This window comes from Pseudomonas sp. SBB6, from assembly GCF_024213215.1.
Classification (GTDB): domain Bacteria; phylum Pseudomonadota; class Gammaproteobacteria; order Pseudomonadales; family Pseudomonadaceae; genus Aquipseudomonas; species Aquipseudomonas donghuensis.
The window spans coordinates 155,585-176,472 of the sequence record NZ_JANAVH010000008.1 but is presented as its reverse complement, the minus strand read 5'-3'; the positions used below and the strand labels follow the sequence as shown (position 1 = coordinate 176,472).

Genomic DNA, 20,888 nt, shown 5'->3' with positions numbered 1-20,888 from the left:
CACTGTCCCGCATGGCGTGCCAGGCATGTAGGCCGGGTGCGACGGGACCGACTCAAAGCTGTCAATCAATTGATCGTCGCTAGCACATTTCCCCATTCAAGCTCTGCTGTTCGTAGGATTGGTGAATGAGCCCCGAAGACAGCATGCTGAATCATACCGGCCCGATCCAACCGCTGGTCGGCATAAAAACGCTGCTATTGGAGCGCGAGCTCGGCAGAGGCAGCTTTGGGTCGAAAGCTGCCGGTCGTGCATGACCGCTTCCGACCTAAAGCGGCCGTTGAGACTCTGCAGAATATCAGCCCAAAGCAGCCAGATCTGTGCCAAGCGAAGTAGAGTTCAAGACAATTCTTTAGCTTGCTCGCGTTGAGCGACGCTGGCGAGACACTGCTCGATGAACTGAAGCTCCTGGTCGAGTTCGACGGCGCGCTTTTCCAGAGCTTTCAACGCTGCTTGATGCTCCTTCTGCACCTCTGCTGGTGCTTTGGCGAGCCCTGCCAGCTTCCTTTGGCTTTTCTCGATTTTTTGATTGACTTCGGCAAGATACTTCTCCCCGGACTCCTTTTTCCTTGCCGTGAACAGCTGGCACTCCAGGAAGCGGATGGCATCGTAGATTCTCAAGACCTCGCCGCTGGTCTTGGAGTGCACGAAGTTAAGGCTGCCCTCGTCGAAGGCGTGATGCTCCTGGTTCTGCCCACCCCAGTTGACCAGGTCATTCTTGATGAAATTGAAGTACGACAGGTCGTAGTCAATGAACGGCTCCACTAGAGAGAAGGTGTGCTCCAGGCTGACCTGCAGGTACATGCTCTTCTTGAGCTGCGACTTATTGAAGTTCGCCGTGACTGTGACGCCGTTTTCGATGCAGAACTCAAGCACCATTGATTCGAACCAGATACGGCAATACAGCAAAGCCTGACGGACGTCGAAGACCGACAGCGCCACGTAGACTTTCTTCTGGAAGCCACCCGCGTGATCAATGACCACGACGCCCTTGTTCGTGTAGCTGAGCACATGGCTGATGTGCTGATCGCACTGAGGGTGGCGGTCGGCGATGATGCAGAAACGCTCCCAGAAAAGGCGGTCATGGGTGGTGACTACCATTTGGATCCGGCGCAGGTAAGCATCGCTGAAGAACAGGTCGATGATGTTCGATCGGTGCTCGGTGTCGATCGCATTGACGACGTCATCGAAGACGATGAGCGGGAAGTTGTTTTTCTCAGCCATCGCCAGGAGGATGGAAAGTCCCAATGCCCTCAGATGCCCTTCGCTGAGCACAGCAAACGCATCGAGCAATGAGCCGTCCACGTTGGTGATCTTGATCCGGTAGCTATCCGACTGCCGGTCGAAGCTTAACGACGCGATCTGCTCATGGTCATCGTCGTGGTTGTTGATCGCTCGGTAGTACTCGGCAGCTTTAGCTTCGATCCCGGTGATTCGCGCTTTCTCCAGCTCAAGCTTGTATTCCAGCAGGTCGCGATACAGGGTTCGGTACTCAGCCTCCAGATCCTTGAGCAACTGATTGAAGCGGCTGTTATCGACTGCATCGTTGAGCATGGCCGCTTTTTGCGTTACCAGATCTGCCATCTGGCCGTTGCCGGCTCTGTACTCGCTTTCCGCGCGGGTTTTGCGGTCGAACAGCTGCTTCAGCGACTCATCAACCGCTTTCAGTTGCACCACCCGTGCTTCAAGGCGGGCTGCCTGGGCTTCTGCCTGGCCAACCTCCCGGCACTTCCGCTCACAGGTACGCAAATAGGCCTCGATCTGATCTGCACTCCCCGCGCAAAGCTTCAGAAGCGAGTCGAGAACGGACGGCGCCACCTCCGAGCGATCGGTAGCGGCATGAAATTCTGCAAGCACAGCTTCCAATTCGTCCATCTTCAGCGGGCAGGGAACGCTGGCGTACTCATTGCCCTTCACCGCACTGATTCCCGTGGCGACTCGTGAAGCCCAGAGCGCGATCCGGGCGTCATTTCGCTGCCTAGATTGCTTCAGGGATTCCAGTGCACCCAGCGCCTTGATCTGCTCTCGCGCCCTCTCGAATGGGTTCACCGTAACCTTGTCGAGGGGGGTCAGGCATGCAGGACAGGTTTCCCCCGCCTGCAATTACTCGATGGCCTTCAAGGCCTCGAAGACGGCGCGATAATTGACCTCGCTGGCCCTCTGCAGAAATACCGTCTCGATATCGACTCTGCGGTGGAGCAAGCGCTGAGCGATAGCACAGATACGCCTCACCTGCCTCAGCGGGATAGTGATCGGGGCCTTGGCGGCTAGCAAGCGCTCAGCTCCACGGATATGCATTTCTATAGTTTTGCGAAGCCGCAGTACTTTGGGGCGAATCTCGAAGTCTTGATCTGACCGCAGCCCTAGCAGCTCGCAGATTTGGGAAATTGATCCCCGAAGCTCTGCCCTGTGCTTACGCCGCAGTTGGCCCAGACTGTCCCGGGTGCGCTCCAGGGTCTCCAGAGCCTCAGCTTGGTCGGCACGCATGAAGGTTTTGAGCGAGAAGCTTTCAGGCCGGACGAACCGTCCAATGACCTCCTGGAGTTCTTCCAAGCCAAACAGGGTCGCCAGGACATCACCCTCGACACTGCCAGTGTCCTTGGAACCCAGCAGTGAAAATTCCTGAAGGCGGTTACGGTCGATGAAGCAACTCGACCAGTTGATGCTTGGCTTGACTGGAAGCTTATCCGCGCCCATCAGCAGGAGCTGGTGCCGAATGTCTCCCCGGGCGATGTACTGCCTAAGCCTGGTCTTGCGCCTGGACGCTTCCTTGATGTCTCCAGTGGTGCCGAACTCCAACGCCTCGCACAAGGACGATTTGCCACCGCCATTGGGTGCATAGAAGATGTTTTTCAGTTTGCTGAAACGGATGTAGGAGCCTTTGTCGTCAGGGCCGAATTCTCCGAAGCCTCGGAAGTTTTTCACGCTAAGATAGTCCAACGCACCAAGGCCGGAAGGCGGTATCCGATCCAACTCCGGCTTGCTGTCGAGCACTTTTTTGAAGCGGGTGGCGATGCGCTGGTAGTTGCGATCCAGCAGCTGGTCAGCTGCCGCTGTGATGTGTGTTTTGATGTGGTCGGAATAGCGTCCCTTGTTCTGGTTCGCCTGGTACATGCACCAGAGCAACACGAGGTAAGCGTCACTGCGCCCTTCAAGATTCTGCCTTGCAAAACTCAAAAGGTACTGGCTCATCGCGCCTCCTCCCTGATGCGCATGATCGTAGCCGGAATGAAATCAGAAAGCCATCACCCCAAGCCAAGTACCGAGGGCCTTCGCAAGTGTTGCGCGCTACCAATCTGAACCTACACCTCACCTGATTCAGCTCTGCTTCTGCATGCCGAATCTCGTTCCGGCCACGTTTCATCAAAACCTAGGTGATGATCACCGTAGATGCGACCTGCTAGAGGGAACGGGGCGGAATCTGAGATGTACTATGCAGGTATCTGCTGAGGAGCCATAAAGACTGGGCGTCTGAGCTTACACACAGACTATTGTCCGCTTCGGGTCGGATGCGGCCTTCCTTGACCGGCAGCTCCTGGTCGATTGCAGCCCATCACGATATGTAGTTTTTTGGCCACTCTAACTGAGAGGGCAGTAGATTTACGCGGGTCAGCAGGCCAGCGATCAAGCAAGCGACGCCTGCCGCGCGGCTGTGCTGTTGAAACATTCTGCCGAGATAATTTCTTCCCTAGCCTCCTAGATCCGGCCATTACCACAATTGGAAGTGGCATACTTCGACGCCTATCCGTCGGAGGCGCATTCAGTGGACGAAAACAAGGTCGATCAGTGGAGCGAGGAAGACGTGCTGGAGCGTCATCTGGCGCCTTTGCTTGAGCACTATGGTGTTAAATTCCGTGGGCATGGTCGAATCTACGTCGACCACCAGCACCACAACATCGAAACCGCTCAACGGATTCTCACGGATCTTGGCCTCACCTTTTGTGTGCCCACTCGAGCGATCCGGTCAAGGTTGATGGAGTTGGGATGGCTCAAGGACGTCCGGCGTACTTTCCAGGCTCCTCTTAAGTGGAGCGAATCACCGACAAGTGGACACTTGAAGCGCTGGATTCGCCAGATAGCAATGCCTGCGCAATGAATGAGGCCCAAGGCGAGAGCGGTCTTTTGTGAAATGGACGCCGTAGCAATGAGATTGTATGCACTCCGAACACTTTGATTTATCCAGCCCTCTGTTCCTGCCCGTCACTCAGGAAACCTGCGCACGCCTGCTGGCCGACGACGGCGTACTCGGGCTTGCCTCCCTGAGCGACCCGGAGCTGGCCGCTGTGCTGGTCATCCAGAACCTGGCCCAGGCCACGGAAAAGGATCTTAACCCCGCCGGGGCCGAGAAGGTGTTGGCCAGGCTGATTGGCTGGGCCATCAGCTCGCGGCACGCGGCAGGCCTGTTGTCCGAGGCGAAACGGCTGTTCGACCAGGGCAAGTTGTATTACGGTCTCGAAGCCATCAAACACCTGAACCTGCGTTTTTTGGAGGCAGAGGAGGTGGCGGCGCAGCCTTACCTCTTGCCTAGCGGTGAATGGGACGCCTGCTTTAGTATTCGTCACCACAAGCAGAACGACCCCTACCGCGAGCATTTGGTGACACCCCGGCATCGTGAGCGCTGGCTGAGCGATGCGCAGGACAAACTGGTGCGTACCTTCCGCGCCAACCTGGATGAAGACCTGCATGTGCAAGGCTATGCGGGGGTGGGTAAAAGCCACCTGTTGGGGGCTTTGCTGGAGTTCCTGCGCCCCGAAACCATCCTGGTCCTGGCGCGCACAAAGAGCAAACTCGATGTTTTGCGCCAGCGCATGGGCGGGGAGCATGACAGGAAGGCAGGCTCGACCTTCGAGGCCTTTGCGTATGAGCTCCTTAAGCGTTCCAGGTTTCAGCCGACGAGCAAGCCAACCAGATTGCCGACCAAGCAGGCCCTTGCCCTGGAGCTCAATATCCTGGGCTTTCGTGGCTTCGATGCTCAAGCCACCTTGAGCGTGTGCCTCAAGGTATTGAAGCGCTATTGCAGCGCCAGGGACTACAGCCTGTCTGCTGCACATCTGCCGCACTTCCAGCAGGCGTTGTCGCCGCTGGATGCCAAGGTATTGCTCGAATACTCCAGCCGCCTGTGGACCTATCTGGACTCAACCCCTGCGTGGGCCGGTCAGGGGGACTTCTCAACGCTGATGATGATCAAACGGGCCAGCCTGGCGGGCTGCGTTGTGCCGGCGCGGTTTACCCACGTGCTTATAGATGAAAGTCAGGACATTCCCGCTTCGCTGTTGCAGATCATCGAGCGCAGCAAGCAGGTGTTGATCACCCTGGGCGATGAGTACCAGCAGGTCAAGGGCGCGACCGTGCAGCGCACCCGGGAGGTGCGGCGCAGCGATATCAGCTATTCCGTGCGTTCGGGGCGCAACGTGGAGCGATTGGTCAACCCACTGATTTCGCGACACTCGGCCAAGAGCAAGGTGTACTTCGAAGGCGCCCGTAACGCTGATGTGGTGGTGGAGCATTACCCCCAGGGTTTCGTGCCACCCGAAGGGTGTGTCGTGTTGACGGCTTCGCGCTGGAACACCATGAAATGGCTCATGCAGATTCACGACGCCAACTGCGCCTTTAGCTTTCCGAACAAGGCCGCGCAGGAAGACCTGCAGCATTTCATGACCACGGCTATCGCCCTGTTCAAACCCAGTTACTACAGCCTCGAGCAAAGCGAGAAGGGCGGGCACGCGGATTTCAGCGAGCTGCTCGATTGGCGCCAAGTGCGCGATGCCAATCAGTACGATGAGTCTTTCCTGTGGGTAGAAGCAGCGCTGGAAAAAGGCTTCAACGTTGCCGACATCGCTCGCTTGAACCGCTTGCAAGGCCAGCCGGGCAACAGTTGCATGCTGATGATGGCGCAGGAGGCGGGTGGGATGGAATTCGACCGGGTGTTGCTGACGCCCGAGTTGCTGACCACGGAGCAGTTCAAGGATGCCTACGCGTTCGATGAGCGGATCTGCGCGGTGTATATTGCGATTTCACGGGCGCGGCAGCAGTTGTACATTCCCTTTGAGGTGGGGGAGTGGATTGATTACCACAAGGCCCAGGAATTTCGGGAGTTTCATGGGTATTGATGTTTCGGGGGGCTTGGCGCGGACGTCTGCTTCTGGCCGATCGCAGCACTTCACGACATGTAGCTTTTTGGCCACTCTAACCAAGAGGGCAGCAGCTGCACGCGGGTTACCAGGCCAGCGATCAAGGAACCCGGCACGCATGAAGGCGCCCTGCGCAAAGCCGCCATAACAAGAAGTGCCGTAAGGTGGGAACCTTGCCAATAACCTTGATTGTTAACAAACAGCCACTAGCCTTTACACATCTTCGCGTTACCCCCTCAAGGCGGGAGAGCCCCCATGAACAAGCCAGCCAATACCCTGATACTGCACTTTGACCCGGCACCTGCGTCATTGCGCGATGGCCTTTCGGTTGCCCTGCAGATCGGCGGCACGCTGTGGCTGGCCAACGACGAAACCACCAGCCTGGAACGCCTGACGATCCAGCCCGCAGCACCCGGTGAAGCCGTGACGTGCGATGAGCACCACTCCTTCCCGCTGATGAAGTACCTGAACCTGCCCATACCCGATCCAGAAGCCGAGATCGACATCGAGGGCCTGGCCTATGCCCCTGACGGGGGGTATCTCTGGGTCGTCGGCTCCCATAGCCTCAAGCGCAAGAAGGCGGAGGCCGACAAATCTGCGCAGAAGAACATCAAGCGCCTGTCGACCGTAGAGGCGGACGGCAATCGCTTTCTGTTGGCGCGCCTCCCTGTGGTGCAGCAGAACGACCGCTATGTGCTCGCCGAAAAGGTGGATGGCGATGGACGTACGGCGGCGCAGCTGCATGGCAATGCGCTCGGCAACGACCTGACCGCGGAAATTGCCAAGGACGATCAGCTACGCGACTTTCTGCGCATCCCGGGCAAAGACAACGGTTTCGACATCGAAGGCTTGGCCGTCATCGGCTCGCGCCTGCTGTTGGGGCTGCGGGGGCCGGTGCTGCGCGGCTGGACCGTGCTGCTGGAGATCGAGCCTGAACCCGATGGCGACTCCACCGACACCCTGGTGCTCAAGAAGATCGGCCCTGATGGGCGCCGCTACCGCAAGCACTTCTTCGCGCTCAACGGCCTGGGGGTGCGAGACCTGTGCAGCAGGGGCGACGACCTGCTGATTCTGGCAGGGCCGACCATGGACCTGGACGGCCCGGTCACGGTGTTCCGTTGGCGCGGCGGCTTTGCAGCCGATGAAGAGCAGGTGGTGTTTGCCGATCAATTGGAGACGGTGCTGGAGGTGCCGTTCGGCACAGGCGACGATTATGCAGAGGGCATGTGCTTGTTCAAATCGGGTGAGGAGAGCAGGGAGCTTTTGCTGATCGTCTACGACGCTGCCGCACAGCGTCGTAAACACGGTGACCGGAGTGTGGAAGGGGACCTGTTTACCCTCAATTAGCGGCGGCTGCGCGGGTGCGGCGGGTTATGCAGGCAGGGCACGCTTCGCCGGCGCGGTATTGAAATCGCTTTTCCCGCTACAATATGGTTACCAGCATCGAAAAAATCGATACCCCCCAATGCGCTACTCCCCAGAAGCCCTCCAAGCCTTCGTCGAAGCCGTCGCCCTAGGCTCCTTCTCCGCCGCCGCCCGCAAGCTACGCAAAAGCCAATCCACCATCAGCGCCGCAATTGCCAACCTCGAAGCCGACCTCGGCGTCACCCTGTTCGACCGCCAGGCCCGCCAACCCGTGCTGACCGAAGCCGGGCGCAAGGTACTCGGCCATGTGCACGAGATCCTCGCCGCCAGCGAGCGCCTGGACCAGTTGAGCATCCGTCTGGCGGACAAGGTCGAGCCGCGGCTGACGATCGTGTTTTCCGACATGCACCAGCTCAACCCGGACAACCGGGTGATGCAGTTATTCGAGCAGCGCTACCAGGACATCGAGCTGGAATGCATGATTGCCGAGGCGGGTGATGTGCTGAACCTGCTGCAGAGCGGCCGCGCACATTTGGGCATGCTCGCCGCGCAACCCGGCTACCCACCGGATGTGGCCGCCACGCGGCTGGCGGCGCAGGCGCAGATGGGGATTTTCGTGGCCAGCAATCACCCGCTGGCACAGCTTGCGCAGCCGACCCAGGCGCACCTCGCTGGGCATCGGCAGTTGTACTTGAACACCTACACCGACAGTGTGAACAAACCCCAGGGGCGGGTGTGGTCGGCGCCGGATTACCTGATGCTGCTGGAGATGACCGAGGAGGGCTTTGGCTGGGCGGAGTTGCCGCACGGCCTGGTCAAGCAGTACGGCCATGGCCAGCTCACCGAGCTGAAGCTGCGCGGCTGGCCGCGGCCGATTGCGGTGGATGTGGCCTGGTCGAAGCTGACCCCGCCGGGGCCGGCGGGGTTGTGGTTGCTCGATCGGTTGCTGGAAAGCAGCTAGGCGCTGCAAGGTCAGTCTTGGAAAAGCAGTTTGCGCGCCAGTTGCGGGCTGATGTGATCACGGTAAATGGCGGTTACCGGCATTCCTCGGCTTGCCTGATCCTTTTGCCCGCTCAAACCCATGAAGCGTTGCTCAGGTTTTTTGATGTGGGCGGCCTGGTAGTTGAGCTCGGCGCTGCTGGCAGAGCTGTAGTGGAAGTGTGCATAGGCCAGTGGTTTGCCGCGGCGATCCTGCACCGCGAACTCCAGCAGAAAGTCCATGCCTTTGCCGCCCGAAACATCGCTGCGCTCACCCAGGCGGGTGATGACAATCTCGTGTTGATCATGCAGAAAGTCTATCCCGGTGGCAGTAGGGGGTAAGGCTTTCAGACGTTCGATGCGCAGGCGTCGCCCGGCTTGTTGCAAGCGTTGCGCACTTGAGCGCAACTGGCCAATGGTTTGCGAGGTGCTTTGATCAGGTGAGTTGGCAATCTGCTTTTCCAGGGTATTAGCGCAGGCTCGCCGGGCTTGGGCTTTTGTTTCCAGCCGCTCTTCGACTTCTATTGGCAGCCCCCGAAAGCGCTCGCCTGCCGCGATTTCATCAGCTTCCTGCGCCAGCAACAGGTGGGCTTGGCGCAACTGGGTCTGTAGTCGTTTAAGCGCCGCATTGGAAACTGGCGCGCCGCCACGCAGGTGCAAACGCAGGTCGAGTTGCCAGGTGCCCGCGCTGCCACGGACGATGCGTGGGCCAAGTGCCGAGGTGTGCGGGTCAACAATCATCCAGGCCTCATCCGCGCCTTGTTCGATGCGAAACCACCCTTGGGGCAAGCGCACGCAGCGTTGCCCCTGATGAATGAACAATCCTTGTTCATCCTGATCGCTCAACGCACCATCCAGCGGGTCGATGGGAGCAATGGCCAGCGCACGCAATTGTTCGAGATTCTGCCTGGAAAGAGCAGGGGAGCTCCATCCGCTGAAATCCAGCAAGGTATCGCTTGGCAGCTGGGGTAACAGCAGGAGCGAGCGGCGTTTGCGAATGGCATTGCCAAGTTCTCTTGCCGGTTGGACTTTGCTCGGCCCCATACGGCCGGTACGCACGCTCTCATGAATGAGCAAAAGCGATGCCTGAATCAGCACCTGCACCAGTGCGCTCTTTTCTGCTTGAAGATCAGGGTTCAGTGCCGCCGTATGCAGTGCATAGACACTGGCATAGAACTGGGCAATCCAGGCAATGTCAGCGAGCGGGCCCTCAAGGACTGGCAGCAATGCCGACAGCACCAGTGCGATGGACTTTTCTGCGCTGATCCAGTGCTGCTCGGCGTCAGACGTTGTTGCCTGGCGCGCTTGTTCGATGAGGGAGCGGGCATTGGCCTGATAGATCAGATCAAGTGCATTGTTGGCGATGGGGGCCTGGGCCAACAGGATCGACTCATGCCTCAAGCCAAGCTCGCCGCCAAGGTAGTTGCTGTCCAGCGCAGGGCTCCAGTTGTCACCCCGGCGCAGCGCGGTACGGATCTGCCCTTCAGGCAGGGCGCCGAGCACAGCATCGTGCAATGGCCCAGGGTGTTTCAGGCGGGATAGCAGCGCCGCGCGCGAACTGAACTCCATCAGTTGCGGGGTGCATTGTGGTGCGTACAACACCAATAGGCTGGGTGCCGGGCCTGCCGGTTCAATAATGAACAGGCCTTGTGCAGGCACGGCCGGGCTTGTGTTGTGGCTCAGTTGCAAGGCCAGGTGACTGAACTTGACGCTGTCGCTGAGCGGGTCGTTGCCTGGGGCGAAGGCGGCGTGCACGCAGCGGCGTGCAGGTTCGGTGAGTGTGCCTTTGCCTTCTGGCCTGGGGGTGATCAGGAGAATCGGTAACAGCATGCGCAAGCGCTCGACAAACAGTGCTTGTTGGGTGCATGCCTGAGGCGCGTCGTCCAGCAATGTGTGTTGCAGGAGCGCCGGATAACTCTTGCCCACATCAACACGGCTGATCAACTGGCGAAAGTAGGCAGCGCTGGCCCAGGTCGGTACCGCTTTGCCCGAGTGCAGGCTGATCTGCGAGCGCTCCAGTGGCAGCGCCTGGGTGTTGAGGGCCGCTACCTGGATGAGCGAACGCGGTTTTTGCGGATGAGATGAACGCCCCCCGGTAAGGTGAAAAGGGTCAAAGAACGGCGGCGTGTAGTCGTAGACCTGCACGATGAAATCAGCAGCGGGTGGTAGTGCCTGCCCGGGGTGATCGTGCTTTATTTGTGCATCGAGTACATCTGCGGTGTAGCGCGCCAGGCTGGGTAGGGCGATGGCCTGGCTGGACTGCTCAAGCTTTGCCAGCGCGGCGAGTTGCCGGGCAATCACCTGCCGGTCCGCAGCGCTGGCCTGGTGCATCCAGGCCGGTAGTGGATAGCTCGATTGAGCCGAGGTCGATGTGGACGGTGGACGAAGCCGGCAGAACAGTTCGTCGAGGTTGATCAGCTCGTCGACGTGCTGAGCCAGTGCGGTCGACGTTTTGAAGTCGCCAGGCACAATGGCCGATAACCCCTGCAGTTGTTGCTCCAACAACCCCGTTGCGAAGGCCTCGAAAACATTCTGCCCAGGGCGAAATCCGGGGCTGGGGTCACTGAGCTGGTCACTCAAATGAGCTTCAAGCGCATCGGCACTGGCATATGCAACTAGCCCGCTGTTGAGGGTATACAGGACCGCGTTGGCTGAGCGGTCGGTGTGCCTGATGGCGATGCCTTGCTGCGCACCGTCGCCCAGGCTTGGCGTGAAGAACACAATGCTGGCCTGCAGTTGCAACCATTGCTGTTGGCCGCCAGGCAATGTGCTTGCCTCTGCCTGCATGTCACCCGCCACAAACAGTGAAATTCGCTGCAGCAAATTCAGCGCTTGCTCATCCTGAGCATTCCAGAAGTCGAGCAATTGTGACTCAAAGATACTGAGCAATCGCGGGCCACCGACCTCAAGGATTTCTTTGAGGTCCGCTTGGCTGATCAAGGTCGCCCCTGGCTCTGTACCACTGGCGATCTGGGTCACCACGCTATCCACTGGAAGCTCAATAGCCTTGTTGAGCAGGTAGCGCTGGATTATCAGCTCCGCAAGCGGGGTAGAACGCCCGGAGGGCTGTGCGAGATAGAACGGCGCCTGGTCCACCGCTGTCCTCGTGGCGTCGGGGATGAGCGCATGGACCAGGTTGTTGGCCACCCCCGACATTGTCGGACGCTGTTGTAGCCGTTGGCTGATGTGCAGCAGGTCCCAGCTTGAGGGGTGGCTGGTAGACGCTGCCGGGGGAGGTGCTGATTGGCTCATGGTGAAACTCCTCGCTCTGGAGTTTCGCAGCCTAATCAGGGGTAGGAGCAGGGCTGGGGTAACTATCTATCGCACTCAGCTTTTCGCACCCGCCTGTTCCAGTAGGGTCTGCATTTCTTTGTAACCCCGCTGCCGCGCATGCTGCAGCGGCGTTACACCTTCACCATCGGCCAGGTTGACATCGGCCCCGGCCTTGATCAGCTCCCGCACGATGTCGACATGCCGCTGGCCGCCGTCGCCGAGGATGATGGCCTCGAGCAGGGCGGTCCAGTGCAGTTTGTTGAGGTGATCGACGGCGACACCTGCGGCAATCAGCAGGCGCACGGTCTCGACATGGCCGCGTTCGGCTGCCGGTATCAGCGCGGTGCCGCCGTAGCGGTTGGTGCTGGTGAGGTCGGCGCCGTGGGCCAGGGTCAGTTTGAGGATATCGTTGTGGCCGCGGGCGCCGGCGTACAGGTAGGGGCTGTCTTCGATGGAGTCCTTGGCGTTGACGTCGGCGCCGGCGTCGATCAGCACTTTGGCGGCGTCGACCTGGTTGTTGTGGGTGGCCAGCAGCAGCGGGGTACGGCCCATTTTGTCGCGGGCTTCGAGCTTGGCGCCCTGGTCGAGCAGGCTGCGTACCTGTGCTGCCTGGCCATTTTCGGCCGCGCTGCGCAGTTGGCTTTCGAGGGTGCCGCCATCGGCACTGGCGGTCAGCGATGTGAGCATGGCGAACACCACGGCAAGGTGAGTGGACAGGCGTTCAAGGAGCATGGCAGTACCTCCTGGTGGGCGATTGCTCGCAGGGTCCGGCCATGTTAAAAGTCGGGCTCCTTATTTAGAAGTTAAATAAAAGCATGTCTGTCAGTGAAAAATCGAATAGGCCGCTGTTTGATCTTGACCTGTTGCGCGCGGTGGTGATGGTCAGCGACTGCGGCAGTTTCACCACGGCGGCGGCGCGCCTGCACTCGACCCAGTCGACGGTCAGCCAGAAGGTTCGGCGGCTGGAGGAGATGGTCGGGCACAAGCTGCTTGAGCGCGGCAACCGCGACGTGCTGCCCACTGACGCCGGGCAAACGCTGCTCGGTTACGCCCGGCAGATGCTGGCCTACAACGATGAAATGCTCGAGGCGATGTCTGGCGCGACGGTGGCGGTGACCGTGCGCCTGGGCGTGCCGGAAGACTTTGCCGCCGGGCGCACCACCCATTTGCTCTCGACCTTCAACCGCAAGCATCCGCAGGTCAAGCTGGAGGTCACCAGCGGCCTGTGCCGCGACCTCAGTGCCAGCTACGACAACGGCGAGCTCGATCTGATTTTGCTCAAGCAGCGGCGCAACAGCCGTGAGGCGGTGGCCTGCTGGCCGGAGAAGCTGCAGTGGATCGACAGCGCCAAGAACCCCGCCTTCGACCAGGACCCGGTGCCGCTGGTGACCTTCCCGCCGCGCGGCCTGTACCGCGACGACATGATCGGCGCCATCGAGCGCATGGGCCGCCGCTGGCGCATCAGCTTCACCAGCTCCAGCCTCAGCGGCCTGCAGGCGGCGGTGGCCAACGGCATGGGCATCAGCCTGTTGCCGCTGCGGGCAGTCACCGCCGAGCATTTGCAGCTGACCTCAGAGCATGGCCTGCCGTCGATCGATGCCATGGAGGTGGCGATCATTCATCGGCCGACCGCAGACGCCATGGTCAAGGAGCTGGCCGCGGAGCTGGCGCGCACCTTGGCAAGCGAGTAGGGGCGGCGTCGATCGACCCCTTCAACGCGTATCTGCAGGATGCCCGGTTGGCTGCCATCTAGAGGGCTGGTACAGATGCACGCGATTACGGCCCTGGTGCTTGGCGGCATACAGGGCGTTGTCGGCCTTGGACAGCAAGCGCGAAAGGTCGTGCTCGCCAGGGCCGCTGGCGCCGACGATACCGATGCTGACGCTGAGAAAACCGGGTTCCAGCATCGGCACAGCGTAGAAGCTGTCACAGATGCGTTGCGCCACCTGCCGTGCCGTCTGTGCGTCGGTATTGGCCAGCAGGCAAGCGAACTCTTCACCGCCGATACGGGCGAAGACATCCTCCTGGCGCACGCGGTTGCTGGTGACTTGGGCGAAGGCGATCAGGGCCTGATCGCCGGTCTGGTGGCCGTGGGTATCGTTGAGGCGCTTGAAGTGATCCAGGTCGCACAGCAGCAAGCTCACCGGCTCGCCACGCCGGGCACAGTCGGCCAACAGCTTTTCGCCGCAGGACATGAACGCCCGGCGGTTGCCGACGCCGGTCAGCGGGTCGGCGTAGGCGGCGGCCTTGAATTTGAGCTCCGTGCGCTCGCGCACCATGGCCAGGGTCACATAGGCGATGCCGATGGCATAGAGCATCGATTCGAACAGCATGAACGAGAAGAAGCCGGTGCCGTGGCCATTGCTGGTGATTGCCTGATCCAGCGACACGCCGTGGTCGGCAACGCTACGCACGCAGTAGAAACCGGTGTGCACCAGCATCAGCATCAGCGCCGGCAGGTAGGCGACTTCGAACTGCCGGCGGCTGCGCCACAGCTCAATGATCGACAGGCTGCCATACGCCGCCACGAGCATCGAATACACCGTCACCCGCAAGCCGAGGTCGGTGTAGAAACCCGGCATCAGCCCCCACAGTAACCAGGCCGCCGCGCCGGCCAGCATCCCTGGCAGGTGCGGCGGGCGACCGGTAAACACGCGCATGGCGGTCCAGTTCAGTGCCGCGCCCAGCAGCAGGATAACGTTGCCCAGCACCAGGGCAATAAAGTCGGGGGCTATGCCGCGCAGGCTGATCAGGGTCACGCCGCAGGCCGCGAGCAGCAGCATGCCGCCCAGGTAGCCGAGGGTCTGCTCGCGTACGCCACGGCTCCAGGCGTGCAGGGTCAGCAGGCCCATCAGGGTGAAAATGAAAATGGCCACCAGCAACAGGGTCGGGATGCTCAACAGCAAGGGTATCGCTCTCCGCTCAAGGCCGTGTGGTCAACCGGCCAGCACCGGTTTTCAGCGGCATGCTAGCCGAGCACCTACTACTTTGCCAGCAGCGCGCTGCCGTCAGGCCTGTGACGAACTGCGCGCTCCGGACGCCCTTGAAGCCAGCCAAGATGTGCGGGTGCGCCACATTGTTGCGCCCGCGCGTCGTGGCGATTGTGGCCCCTGCCGGTGTGCGGTATGAGTAGCCCACTCCCGCCACCCAAGAGCGGGAGATCACAAGGAACGCCCCGAATGCCTCAGCTCAAGAACGCGATCTCCCTGGCCTTGCTGTTGCTGGCCACGCACCTGGTCCATGCGCAGACCGCCAACCCCGACGCCGCTGTGCGCTCCAACCTGCTGGTCGATGCGGTGGCCTGGCGCCAGACCGCGGCGGAATTCCGTGCGCTGTACTACCAGGGTTTCAACGTCGCCAAGGCCCGCCTGGACCAGGCCCTGGCCAAGCAGAAACCGGGCGACAAGAAGCCTGCGATCATCAGCGATATCGACGACACCATCCTCAGCAGCAACACCTACTGGGGCTTTCTGATCGGCCAGGACAAAGAGTTCTTCGATGACGCGGTGTGGGACCGCTGGGTCGCCGCCAATGGCCCGACCCTGACCCCGGGGGCGCTGGAGTTTCTTGATTACGCCAAGTCCCGCGGGGTGGAGATCTTCTACGTCTCGAGCCGCGACCAGGGCGACAAGACCTACGAGTACGCGCTCAACAACCTGCGCGCGCTCAAGGTGCCGTACGCCGACGAAGCCCACGTGACCATCCTGCGCGAAAGCTCGAACAAGGAGCCGGCCCAGCACAAGATCGCCGAGCAGTACAACGTGCTGCTGATGCTCGGTGACAACCTCAACGATTTTGAGCGCAGCTTCTATGTCGACAAGGTCGACAAGCGTGCGCAGCTGGTGGACGCCAGCCGCAGCAAGTTCGGCGGCCAGTACATCATCTTCCCCAACCCTACCGACGGCCATTGGCTCAAGGCCATTTTTGGCGAGTCGGAGCCCGCCGATACTCCGGCCAACCGGGCGAAATTCCGCGAGGCAGCAGAGCAGGGCGCCTGGAAACCCGCCAGCTGATTCACCGAAGCCATAAACAAAAAATCCCGCCGGCCGTGTGGCCTGCGGGATTTTTCATGCAACCGTGAACCTTAGCGCTGCGGGTTGAGCACCAGGTTCATGTGACGGTTGACATCCTTGTACAGCAGGTAGCGGAACGGGCCCGGGCCGCCGGAGTAGCAAGCCTGCGGGCAGAAGGCGCGCAGCCACATGAAGTCACCGGCTTCGACTTCGACCCAGTCCTGGTTCAGGCGGTAAACGGCTTTGCCTTCCAGCACGTACAGGCCGTGCTCCATGACGTGGGTTTCGGCGAACGGAATCACGCCGCCCGGCTGGAAGGTGACGATGTTGACGTGCATGTCGTGACGCATGTCGGCCATGTCGACGAAACGGGTGGTGACCCAGGCGCCATCGGTGCCCGGCATCGGGATCGGCGCGATGTCTTTTTCGTTGGTGACGAAGGCTTCCGGCAGGGCCAGGCCTTCAACCACCTGGTAGTGCTTGCGGATCCAGTGGAAGGTGACGTTCTTGGCGCTGTTGTTACGCAGGCTCCACTCGGCCGCTGGCGGAATGAAGGCGTAGCCGCCTTCTTTGAGGGTGTACGGCTTGCCCTGCAGGGTGATGTCGATTTCGCCTTCGACCACGAACAGCACCGCTTCGGCATTCTTGTCCAGTTCAGGACGCTCGCTGCCGCCTTCTGGCGCCACTTCGACGATGTACTGCGAGAAGGTTTCCGAGAAACCGGTCAGCGGGCGGGCGATGACCCACATGCGCATCTTGTCCCAGAACGGCAGGTGGCTGGTGACGATGTCACGCATCACGCCTTTGGGGATGACCGCGTAGGCCTCGGTGAACATGGCACGGTCGGTCAGCAGTTCGGTCTGCGCCGGATGGCCGCCGTGGGGAGCGTAGTAATTGGACTTCGACATGGAACACCTTCTGTCGTTGTTGTTCTGGGGTTTTGTGTTGCATCGCCCAGGTGTTGCCCTGGGCGATTGTCTTACTCTGCGGCGCAAGCCGGCAGAAATGTATTCGCTCAGCGGCCACGCACCTCGAACTGCAGCGTGGGGGCCGCCGGCAGCAACTGGCCGCGGCGCACCAGGCGCCGCTCGGCCGGTGCGGCGGCGACCGCGGCGGCGCCGTTGTCAGCCTTGAGCACGATAAAAGTCGCCTCGTTGCCGACCTTCAGACCGTAGTCGCTTTTGCCCAGCACTGCCGCACCGGCCGTGGTGGCCATGCTCAGGGCTACATTCAATGCTTCATCGCTGTAGAAGCCCGAGCGGTAGCCGATCAGCATGGCGCGCTGGAGCATGTCGGCGTTGCCGTAGGGCCACCAGGCATCGCGGATGTTGTCGTTGCCGGCGAACACGTTCACCCCGGCGGCGCGCAGGCGCAAAATCGGCGGGAAGCCATGATCGCCCGGGGCATTGGTCATGATCGCCACTCCGGCTTCGGCGAGGGTGGCGGCGGTGCGCGCCACTACCTCGTCGTCGACCTGGCCCAGGGCATAGGCATGGCTGACCGCGACGCGGCCATTGAGGCCGGCGGCACGGGTGCGCGCGGCGATCCGTTGCAGTTGTTCGATACCTTGCAGGCCGGGCTCGTGCAGGTGGATATCAATCTTTACAGCATGGCGCTCGGCAATGCCGAAGACCACATCGAGCTGACCGTCGGCGTCGCCGTCGAGGGTAGTGGGGTCGATACCGCCGATCACGTCGGCGCCCTCACGGATCGCCGCATCGAGCACTTCGGCGGTGCCGGGGCAGGACATCACTCCGGCTTGCGGAAACGCCACCAGCTCGATATCGACGATGCCGCGCCATTTCTCCCGCGCCTCCAGCACCGCCTGCAGGTTGCGCAGGCCGGTGGTGGCGTCGACGTCGACATGGCTGCGCATGGCCACGGTGCCGAACGACACCGCCTGGCGGATCAGCGCCTCGGCCCGTTCGAGCATCGGCGGGGCACTGGCCAGTTCACGCTTTTCGATGGCCAGGCGTTCACGCAGGCTGGCGGCCGGTTGATGCGGGTGCCAGCGGTCGCCGACAAAGCTCTTGTCCAGATGGATGTGACCGTCAACCAAACCTGGCAGCACCAGGTGGCCTGCCAGGTCGATGACCTCGGCACCTGCGCTGGCCGGACGTTCGCTGCCCAAGCTGACGATGCGCCCGTCGGCAACCGCGAGGTTGAGCGGGCTGCCATCGGCAGCAACAGCGTTGACGAATACACGATCGATCATTTCACAGCCCTTTGCCGACTACTGATTCACACCCTATAGAAAGACCGCGCCTATCCACAAATTAAATATTGGAATCGGTTGCAGTGGATTTCTGAATGCGAACCCTGGGCCTGGCGCTGACTCAGCCCAGCAGGTGCTTGAGCGGGTGATAGTCGGCCTTGAGCGTTTGCGTGGCCTTGAGAATCGCCTCTTCGATACCGCGCAAATGGGTGCACACCAGCTCGATGGCCGCAGCCTGATCACCGGCTTCGATGAGGCTCAGCAGGCGCAGGTGTTCGTTGCCGCGACAGGCTTCATGGCGCTCGTCATCCAGGGTCGAGGCGTACAGCGAGCCGCGCTCGATCAGCTTGCGGAACCAATCGAGCAGCACCGGGTTGTCGAGCACTTCGGCCAGGCGCAGGTGGAACTCGCCGAGCAGGTGGACGTAGCGGCCATGGTCGCCGGCGTCGGCGGCGGCTGCTTCGGCGTCAACGTGCTGGTGCAACGGCGCGAGGATCTCGGGGTCGGCGCGTCGGCACAGCTCGGTGACGATGCCGATCTCGATCAGCCGGCGGGTTTCGAACACCGAACGGATGTCATCGTCGCTGGGCAATGACACCCAGGCGCCCTTGTTCAGTTCGGTGGACACCAGGCCGTCGGCTTCCAGTTGCTTGAGGGCCGCGCGCACCGAGGTGCGGCTGACCTTGAACAGCTCGGCCAACGACGACTCGCCCAGCTTCATGCCGGGGCGCAGGGTGCGCTTTCTGATGGCCTCGTGAACCCCTTGGTAGACGCGCTCTACCGTCGATGCGGGGTGTTTTTCCGTCATTACCAGCTCCGATATGCCTTGACCTTATAAGCATGCCGCAAATGTGGGTTGCTGTGCACCACTGTGTGGCAGATGAACCTGTGGGAGCTGCTTGCACCCAATCCTGTGGGAGCCGGCCTTGCCGGCGATTGGTCCAGGCAAAATCTGATGTGCCGAATGTACTGGCTTCATCGCGGGTCAAGCCCGCTCCTACAGTATTGAGTGGGTACATATATTACTGGTTGTGTGTACTTGAGTAGCGTTTAAGTGGATACATATTTCCTGCCTCGTTACCTGATTTCTCAATTTTCTCCCTCTGGCGTTTGACCGTTTGGTCAGCTTAATCAGCCGTTCAGCAGCTCATCAAAAAATATTTATCAGATAAAAGTCAATGAGATATCGGCCTTTCACGACGCCAGAGGATTCTCCGCTGCCTGCCATTTGGCACACAAATTGTTCGTCGAAAATCGTTAGACAAAAATTGTATGCAATATTTGTATGCATAGGCGCAGGGCAGCGCCAACACTGCGGTCCCACTCTTCAAATCCAACAATAATTCGCTGCGGTACCCTCATTCAGGGGCTGCAGAAGGAGCCCGGGGAACATGCAATCGGATACTTCCAACCCGCTGCAAACCTCCTACCTGCCGCCGCAGGCCGCATCGGTCGAGCAGGGGGGGCTTAGCCCCAAGCTGCATAACGCCGACCTTGCGCCGACCAAGGCCGAAGGCCGGCGCTGGGGCGGTTACAGCATCTTTGCCTTGTGGACCAACGATGTGCACAACATCGCCAACTATTCCTTCGCCATGGGCCTGTTCGCCCTCGGCCTGTCCGGCTGGCAGATGCTCGCAGCACTGAGCATCGGTGCCGTGCTGGTGTACTTCTTCATGAACCTCTCGGGGTACATGGGGCAGAAAACCGGGGTGCCGTTCCCGGTGATCAGCCGCATGAGCTTCGGCATTTATGGCGCGCAGCTGCCAGCGATCATCCGTGCGGTGATCGCCATTGCCTGGTTCGGCATCCAGACCTACCTGGCCTCGGTGGTGTTGCGGGTGCTGCTGGTGGCGGTGTCGCCCGACCTCGCTCGCTTCGACCATGACACGATCCTCGGCCTGTCCAGCCTCGGCTGGGCGAGTTTTATCGCCATCTGGCTGGTGCAGCTGGTGATCCTCACCTTCGGCATGGAGATGGTGCGCAAGTACGAATCCTTCGCCGGGCCGGTGATTCTTTCCACCGTGCTGATCCTGGCGATCTGGATGTACCAGCGGGTCGATGGCCAACTGGCCTGGTCGGTCGGTGAGCCGCTGAGCGGTTGGGCCATGTGGACCCAGGTGTTTGCCGGTGGCGCGCTGTGGCTGGCGATCTACGGCACGCTGATCCTCAACTTCTGCGACTTCGCCCGCTCGGCGCCGTGTCGCAAGACCATCCGCGTCGGCAACTTCTGGGGCCTGCCGGTGAATATCCTGGTGTTTGCGGTAATCAGCTTTGTGCTGGCCGGGGCGCAGTTCAGCATCGATGGCCGGGTGATCGACAGCCCCACCCAGATCGTTGCCGCCATCCCCGACAAGACCTTCCTGGTCCTGGGTTGCCTGGCGTTTCTGATCGTCACCGTGGCGGTGAACATCATGGCCAACTTCGTTGCGCCTGCGTTCGTGCTCTCGAGCCTGGCGCCGAGCCGCCTGAATTTTCGCCGCGCCGGGCTGATCAGCGCCACCCTGGCGGTGCTGATCCTGCCCTGGAACCTCTACAACAGCCCACTGGTGATCGTCTACTTCCTCTCCGGCCTGGGCGCGCTGCTGGGGCCGCTGTACGGGATCATCATGGTCGACTACTGGCTGATCCGCAAAGCCCAGGTGCATGTGCCCGACCTCTACAGCGAAGCGGCCAGCGGCACCTATCACTACACCCGCGGGGTCAACTACAAGGCGGTGGCCGCCCTGGTGCCCTCGGCCATCGCCGCCGTGGTGCTGTCGCTGGTGCCGGCATTCAGTGCCCTGACGCCGTTCTCCTGGTTCTTCGGCGCCGCCATCGCCGGCGGCGTGTACTACCTGATCTCTGATCGCAACAAACACTACGTGGACTGTTCCGGCGAGCACTTTGCCGTCGACAGCGCCCAGCACTGAGTTCTGC

General features: G+C 60.9%; 14 protein-coding genes and 1 pseudogene. 8 read left to right on the top strand and 7 right to left on the bottom strand.

Translation table 11 applies throughout. The features are described from left to right. The first annotated feature begins 125 nt into the window (after positions 1-125). A complete protein-coding gene (locus NLX68_RS26465; protein WP_302056236.1) occupies positions 126-254 on the top strand; it encodes a hypothetical protein in 129 nt (42 codons plus the stop codon). Between the two features lie 82 nt (positions 255-336). On the opposite strand, the pseudogene NLX68_RS26530 reads toward NLX68_RS26465, so the two are convergent. Then, positions 337-3,189: pseudogene (locus NLX68_RS26530) on the bottom strand (AAA family ATPase). A gap of 571 nt (positions 3,190-3,760) precedes the next feature. Here NLX68_RS26530 and NLX68_RS17405 point away from each other — a divergent pair. The 4 genes from NLX68_RS17405 (at position 3,761) to NLX68_RS17390 (ending at position 8,454) form a co-directional block, all read left to right on the top strand. Next, positions 3,761-4,093: a hypothetical protein gene (locus tag NLX68_RS17405; RefSeq protein WP_254284994.1), complete on the top strand. Its 333-nt coding sequence runs from the start codon at positions 3,761-3,763 to the stop codon at positions 4,091-4,093. 58 nt (positions 4,094-4,151) lie between these two features. Continuing rightward, the gene (locus NLX68_RS17400) at positions 4,152-6,107 is read left to right on the top strand and encodes a hypothetical protein (RefSeq protein ID WP_254284993.1); all 1,956 of its coding nucleotides are present in this window, start codon (positions 4,152-4,154) and stop codon (positions 6,105-6,107) included. 276 nt (positions 6,108-6,383) lie between these two features. Next, entirely contained in the window at positions 6,384-7,475 is a 1,092-nt protein-coding gene (locus tag NLX68_RS17395; RefSeq protein ID WP_254284992.1) for a DUF3616 domain-containing protein, read from the top strand. 118 nt (positions 7,476-7,593) lie between these two features. After that, entirely contained in the window at positions 7,594-8,454 is an 861-nt protein-coding gene (locus NLX68_RS17390; RefSeq protein WP_254284991.1) for a LysR family transcriptional regulator, read from the top strand. A gap of 11 nt (positions 8,455-8,465) precedes the next feature. On the opposite strand, the gene NLX68_RS17385 is transcribed toward NLX68_RS17390, so the two are convergent. Both NLX68_RS17385 and NLX68_RS17380 read right to left on the bottom strand, forming a co-directional pair. Beyond that, positions 8,466-11,723 carry a DUF6543 domain-containing protein gene (locus NLX68_RS17385; RefSeq protein WP_254284990.1) on the bottom strand — a complete coding sequence of 1,086 codons (3,258 nt, stop codon included), beginning with the start codon at positions 11,721-11,723 and terminating at the stop codon, positions 8,466-8,468. A gap of 75 nt (positions 11,724-11,798) precedes the next feature. Continuing rightward, on the bottom strand, positions 11,799-12,476 hold the full coding sequence (locus NLX68_RS17380; RefSeq protein ID WP_254284989.1) for an ankyrin repeat domain-containing protein: 678 nt from the start codon (positions 12,474-12,476) through the stop codon (positions 11,799-11,801). 83 nt (positions 12,477-12,559) lie between these two features. Here NLX68_RS17380 and NLX68_RS17375 point away from each other — a divergent pair, with 83 nt between their 5' ends. Further along, positions 12,560-13,435, top strand: coding sequence for a LysR substrate-binding domain-containing protein (locus NLX68_RS17375; protein WP_038995932.1), 876 nt, complete (start codon positions 12,560-12,562; stop codon positions 13,433-13,435). Positions 13,436-13,456: 21 nt separating this feature from the next. Here the strand turns inward: NLX68_RS17375 and NLX68_RS17370 are convergent, their stop codons facing one another. Continuing rightward, positions 13,457-14,650, bottom strand: a complete 1,194-nt coding sequence (locus tag NLX68_RS17370; protein ID WP_254284988.1) for a diguanylate cyclase — start codon at positions 14,648-14,650, stop codon at positions 13,457-13,459. A gap of 273 nt (positions 14,651-14,923) precedes the next feature. Here NLX68_RS17370 and NLX68_RS17365 point away from each other — a divergent pair, with 273 nt between their 5' ends. Continuing rightward, on the top strand, positions 14,924-15,757 hold the full coding sequence (locus NLX68_RS17365; RefSeq protein WP_254284987.1) for a 5'-nucleotidase, lipoprotein e(P4) family: 834 nt from the start codon (positions 14,924-14,926) through the stop codon (positions 15,755-15,757). A 71-nt stretch (positions 15,758-15,828) separates the two neighbouring features. On the opposite strand, the gene NLX68_RS17360 is transcribed toward NLX68_RS17365, so the two are convergent. The 3 genes from NLX68_RS17360 to NLX68_RS17350 all read right to left on the bottom strand — a co-directional run bounded on the left by NLX68_RS17360 (position 15,829) and on the right by NLX68_RS17350 (position 18,780). Beyond that, entirely contained in the window at positions 15,829-16,665 is an 837-nt protein-coding gene (locus NLX68_RS17360) for a bifunctional allantoicase/(S)-ureidoglycine aminohydrolase (protein WP_010225345.1), read from the bottom strand. Between the two features lie 107 nt (positions 16,666-16,772). Continuing rightward, complete coding sequence (locus NLX68_RS17355) at positions 16,773-17,972, bottom strand: amidohydrolase family protein (RefSeq protein ID WP_254284986.1); 1,200 nt, start codon at positions 17,970-17,972, stop codon at positions 16,773-16,775. A 121-nt stretch (positions 17,973-18,093) separates the two neighbouring features. Continuing rightward, complete coding sequence (locus NLX68_RS17350) at positions 18,094-18,780, bottom strand: GntR family transcriptional regulator (RefSeq protein ID WP_254284985.1); 687 nt, start codon at positions 18,778-18,780, stop codon at positions 18,094-18,096. Between the two features lie 583 nt (positions 18,781-19,363). Between NLX68_RS17350 and NLX68_RS17345 the strand changes: the two genes are divergently transcribed. Next, positions 19,364-20,881 carry an NCS1 family nucleobase:cation symporter-1 gene (locus tag NLX68_RS17345; protein WP_254284984.1) on the top strand — a complete coding sequence of 506 codons (1,518 nt, stop codon included), beginning with the start codon at positions 19,364-19,366 and terminating at the stop codon, positions 20,879-20,881. Positions 20,882-20,888 lie beyond the last annotated feature (7 nt).

Excerpts from the sequence above, each read along its gene's own strand:
- NLX68_RS26465 (WP_302056236.1), top strand. The coding sequence starts at position 126 with ATGAGCCCCGAAGACAGCATGCTGAATCATACCGGCCCGATCCAACCG.
- NLX68_RS17400 (WP_254284993.1), top strand. The coding sequence starts at position 4,152 with ATGCACTCCGAACACTTTGATTTATCCAGCCCTCTGTTCCTGCCCGTC.
- NLX68_RS17350 (WP_254284985.1), bottom strand. The coding sequence starts at position 18,780 with ATGACGGAAAAACACCCCGCATCGACGGTAGAGCGCGTCTACCAAGGG.
- NLX68_RS17365 (WP_254284987.1), top strand. The coding sequence starts at position 14,924 with ATGCCTCAGCTCAAGAACGCGATCTCCCTGGCCTTGCTGTTGCTGGCC.
- NLX68_RS17360 (WP_010225345.1), bottom strand. The coding sequence starts at position 16,665 with ATGTCGAAGTCCAATTACTACGCTCCCCACGGCGGCCATCCGGCGCAG.
- NLX68_RS17345 (WP_254284984.1), top strand. The coding sequence starts at position 19,364 with ATGCAATCGGATACTTCCAACCCGCTGCAAACCTCCTACCTGCCGCCG.
- NLX68_RS17380 (WP_254284989.1), bottom strand. The coding sequence starts at position 12,476 with ATGCTCCTTGAACGCCTGTCCACTCACCTTGCCGTGGTGTTCGCCATG.
- NLX68_RS17355 (WP_254284986.1), bottom strand. The coding sequence starts at position 17,972 with ATGATCGATCGTGTATTCGTCAACGCTGTTGCTGCCGATGGCAGCCCG.
- NLX68_RS17395 (WP_254284992.1), top strand. The coding sequence starts at position 6,384 with ATGAACAAGCCAGCCAATACCCTGATACTGCACTTTGACCCGGCACCT.
- NLX68_RS17390 (WP_254284991.1), top strand. The coding sequence starts at position 7,594 with ATGCGCTACTCCCCAGAAGCCCTCCAAGCCTTCGTCGAAGCCGTCGCC.
- NLX68_RS17375 (WP_038995932.1), top strand. The coding sequence starts at position 12,560 with ATGTCTGTCAGTGAAAAATCGAATAGGCCGCTGTTTGATCTTGACCTG.
- NLX68_RS17385 (WP_254284990.1), bottom strand. The coding sequence starts at position 11,723 with ATGAGCCAATCAGCACCTCCCCCGGCAGCGTCTACCAGCCACCCCTCA.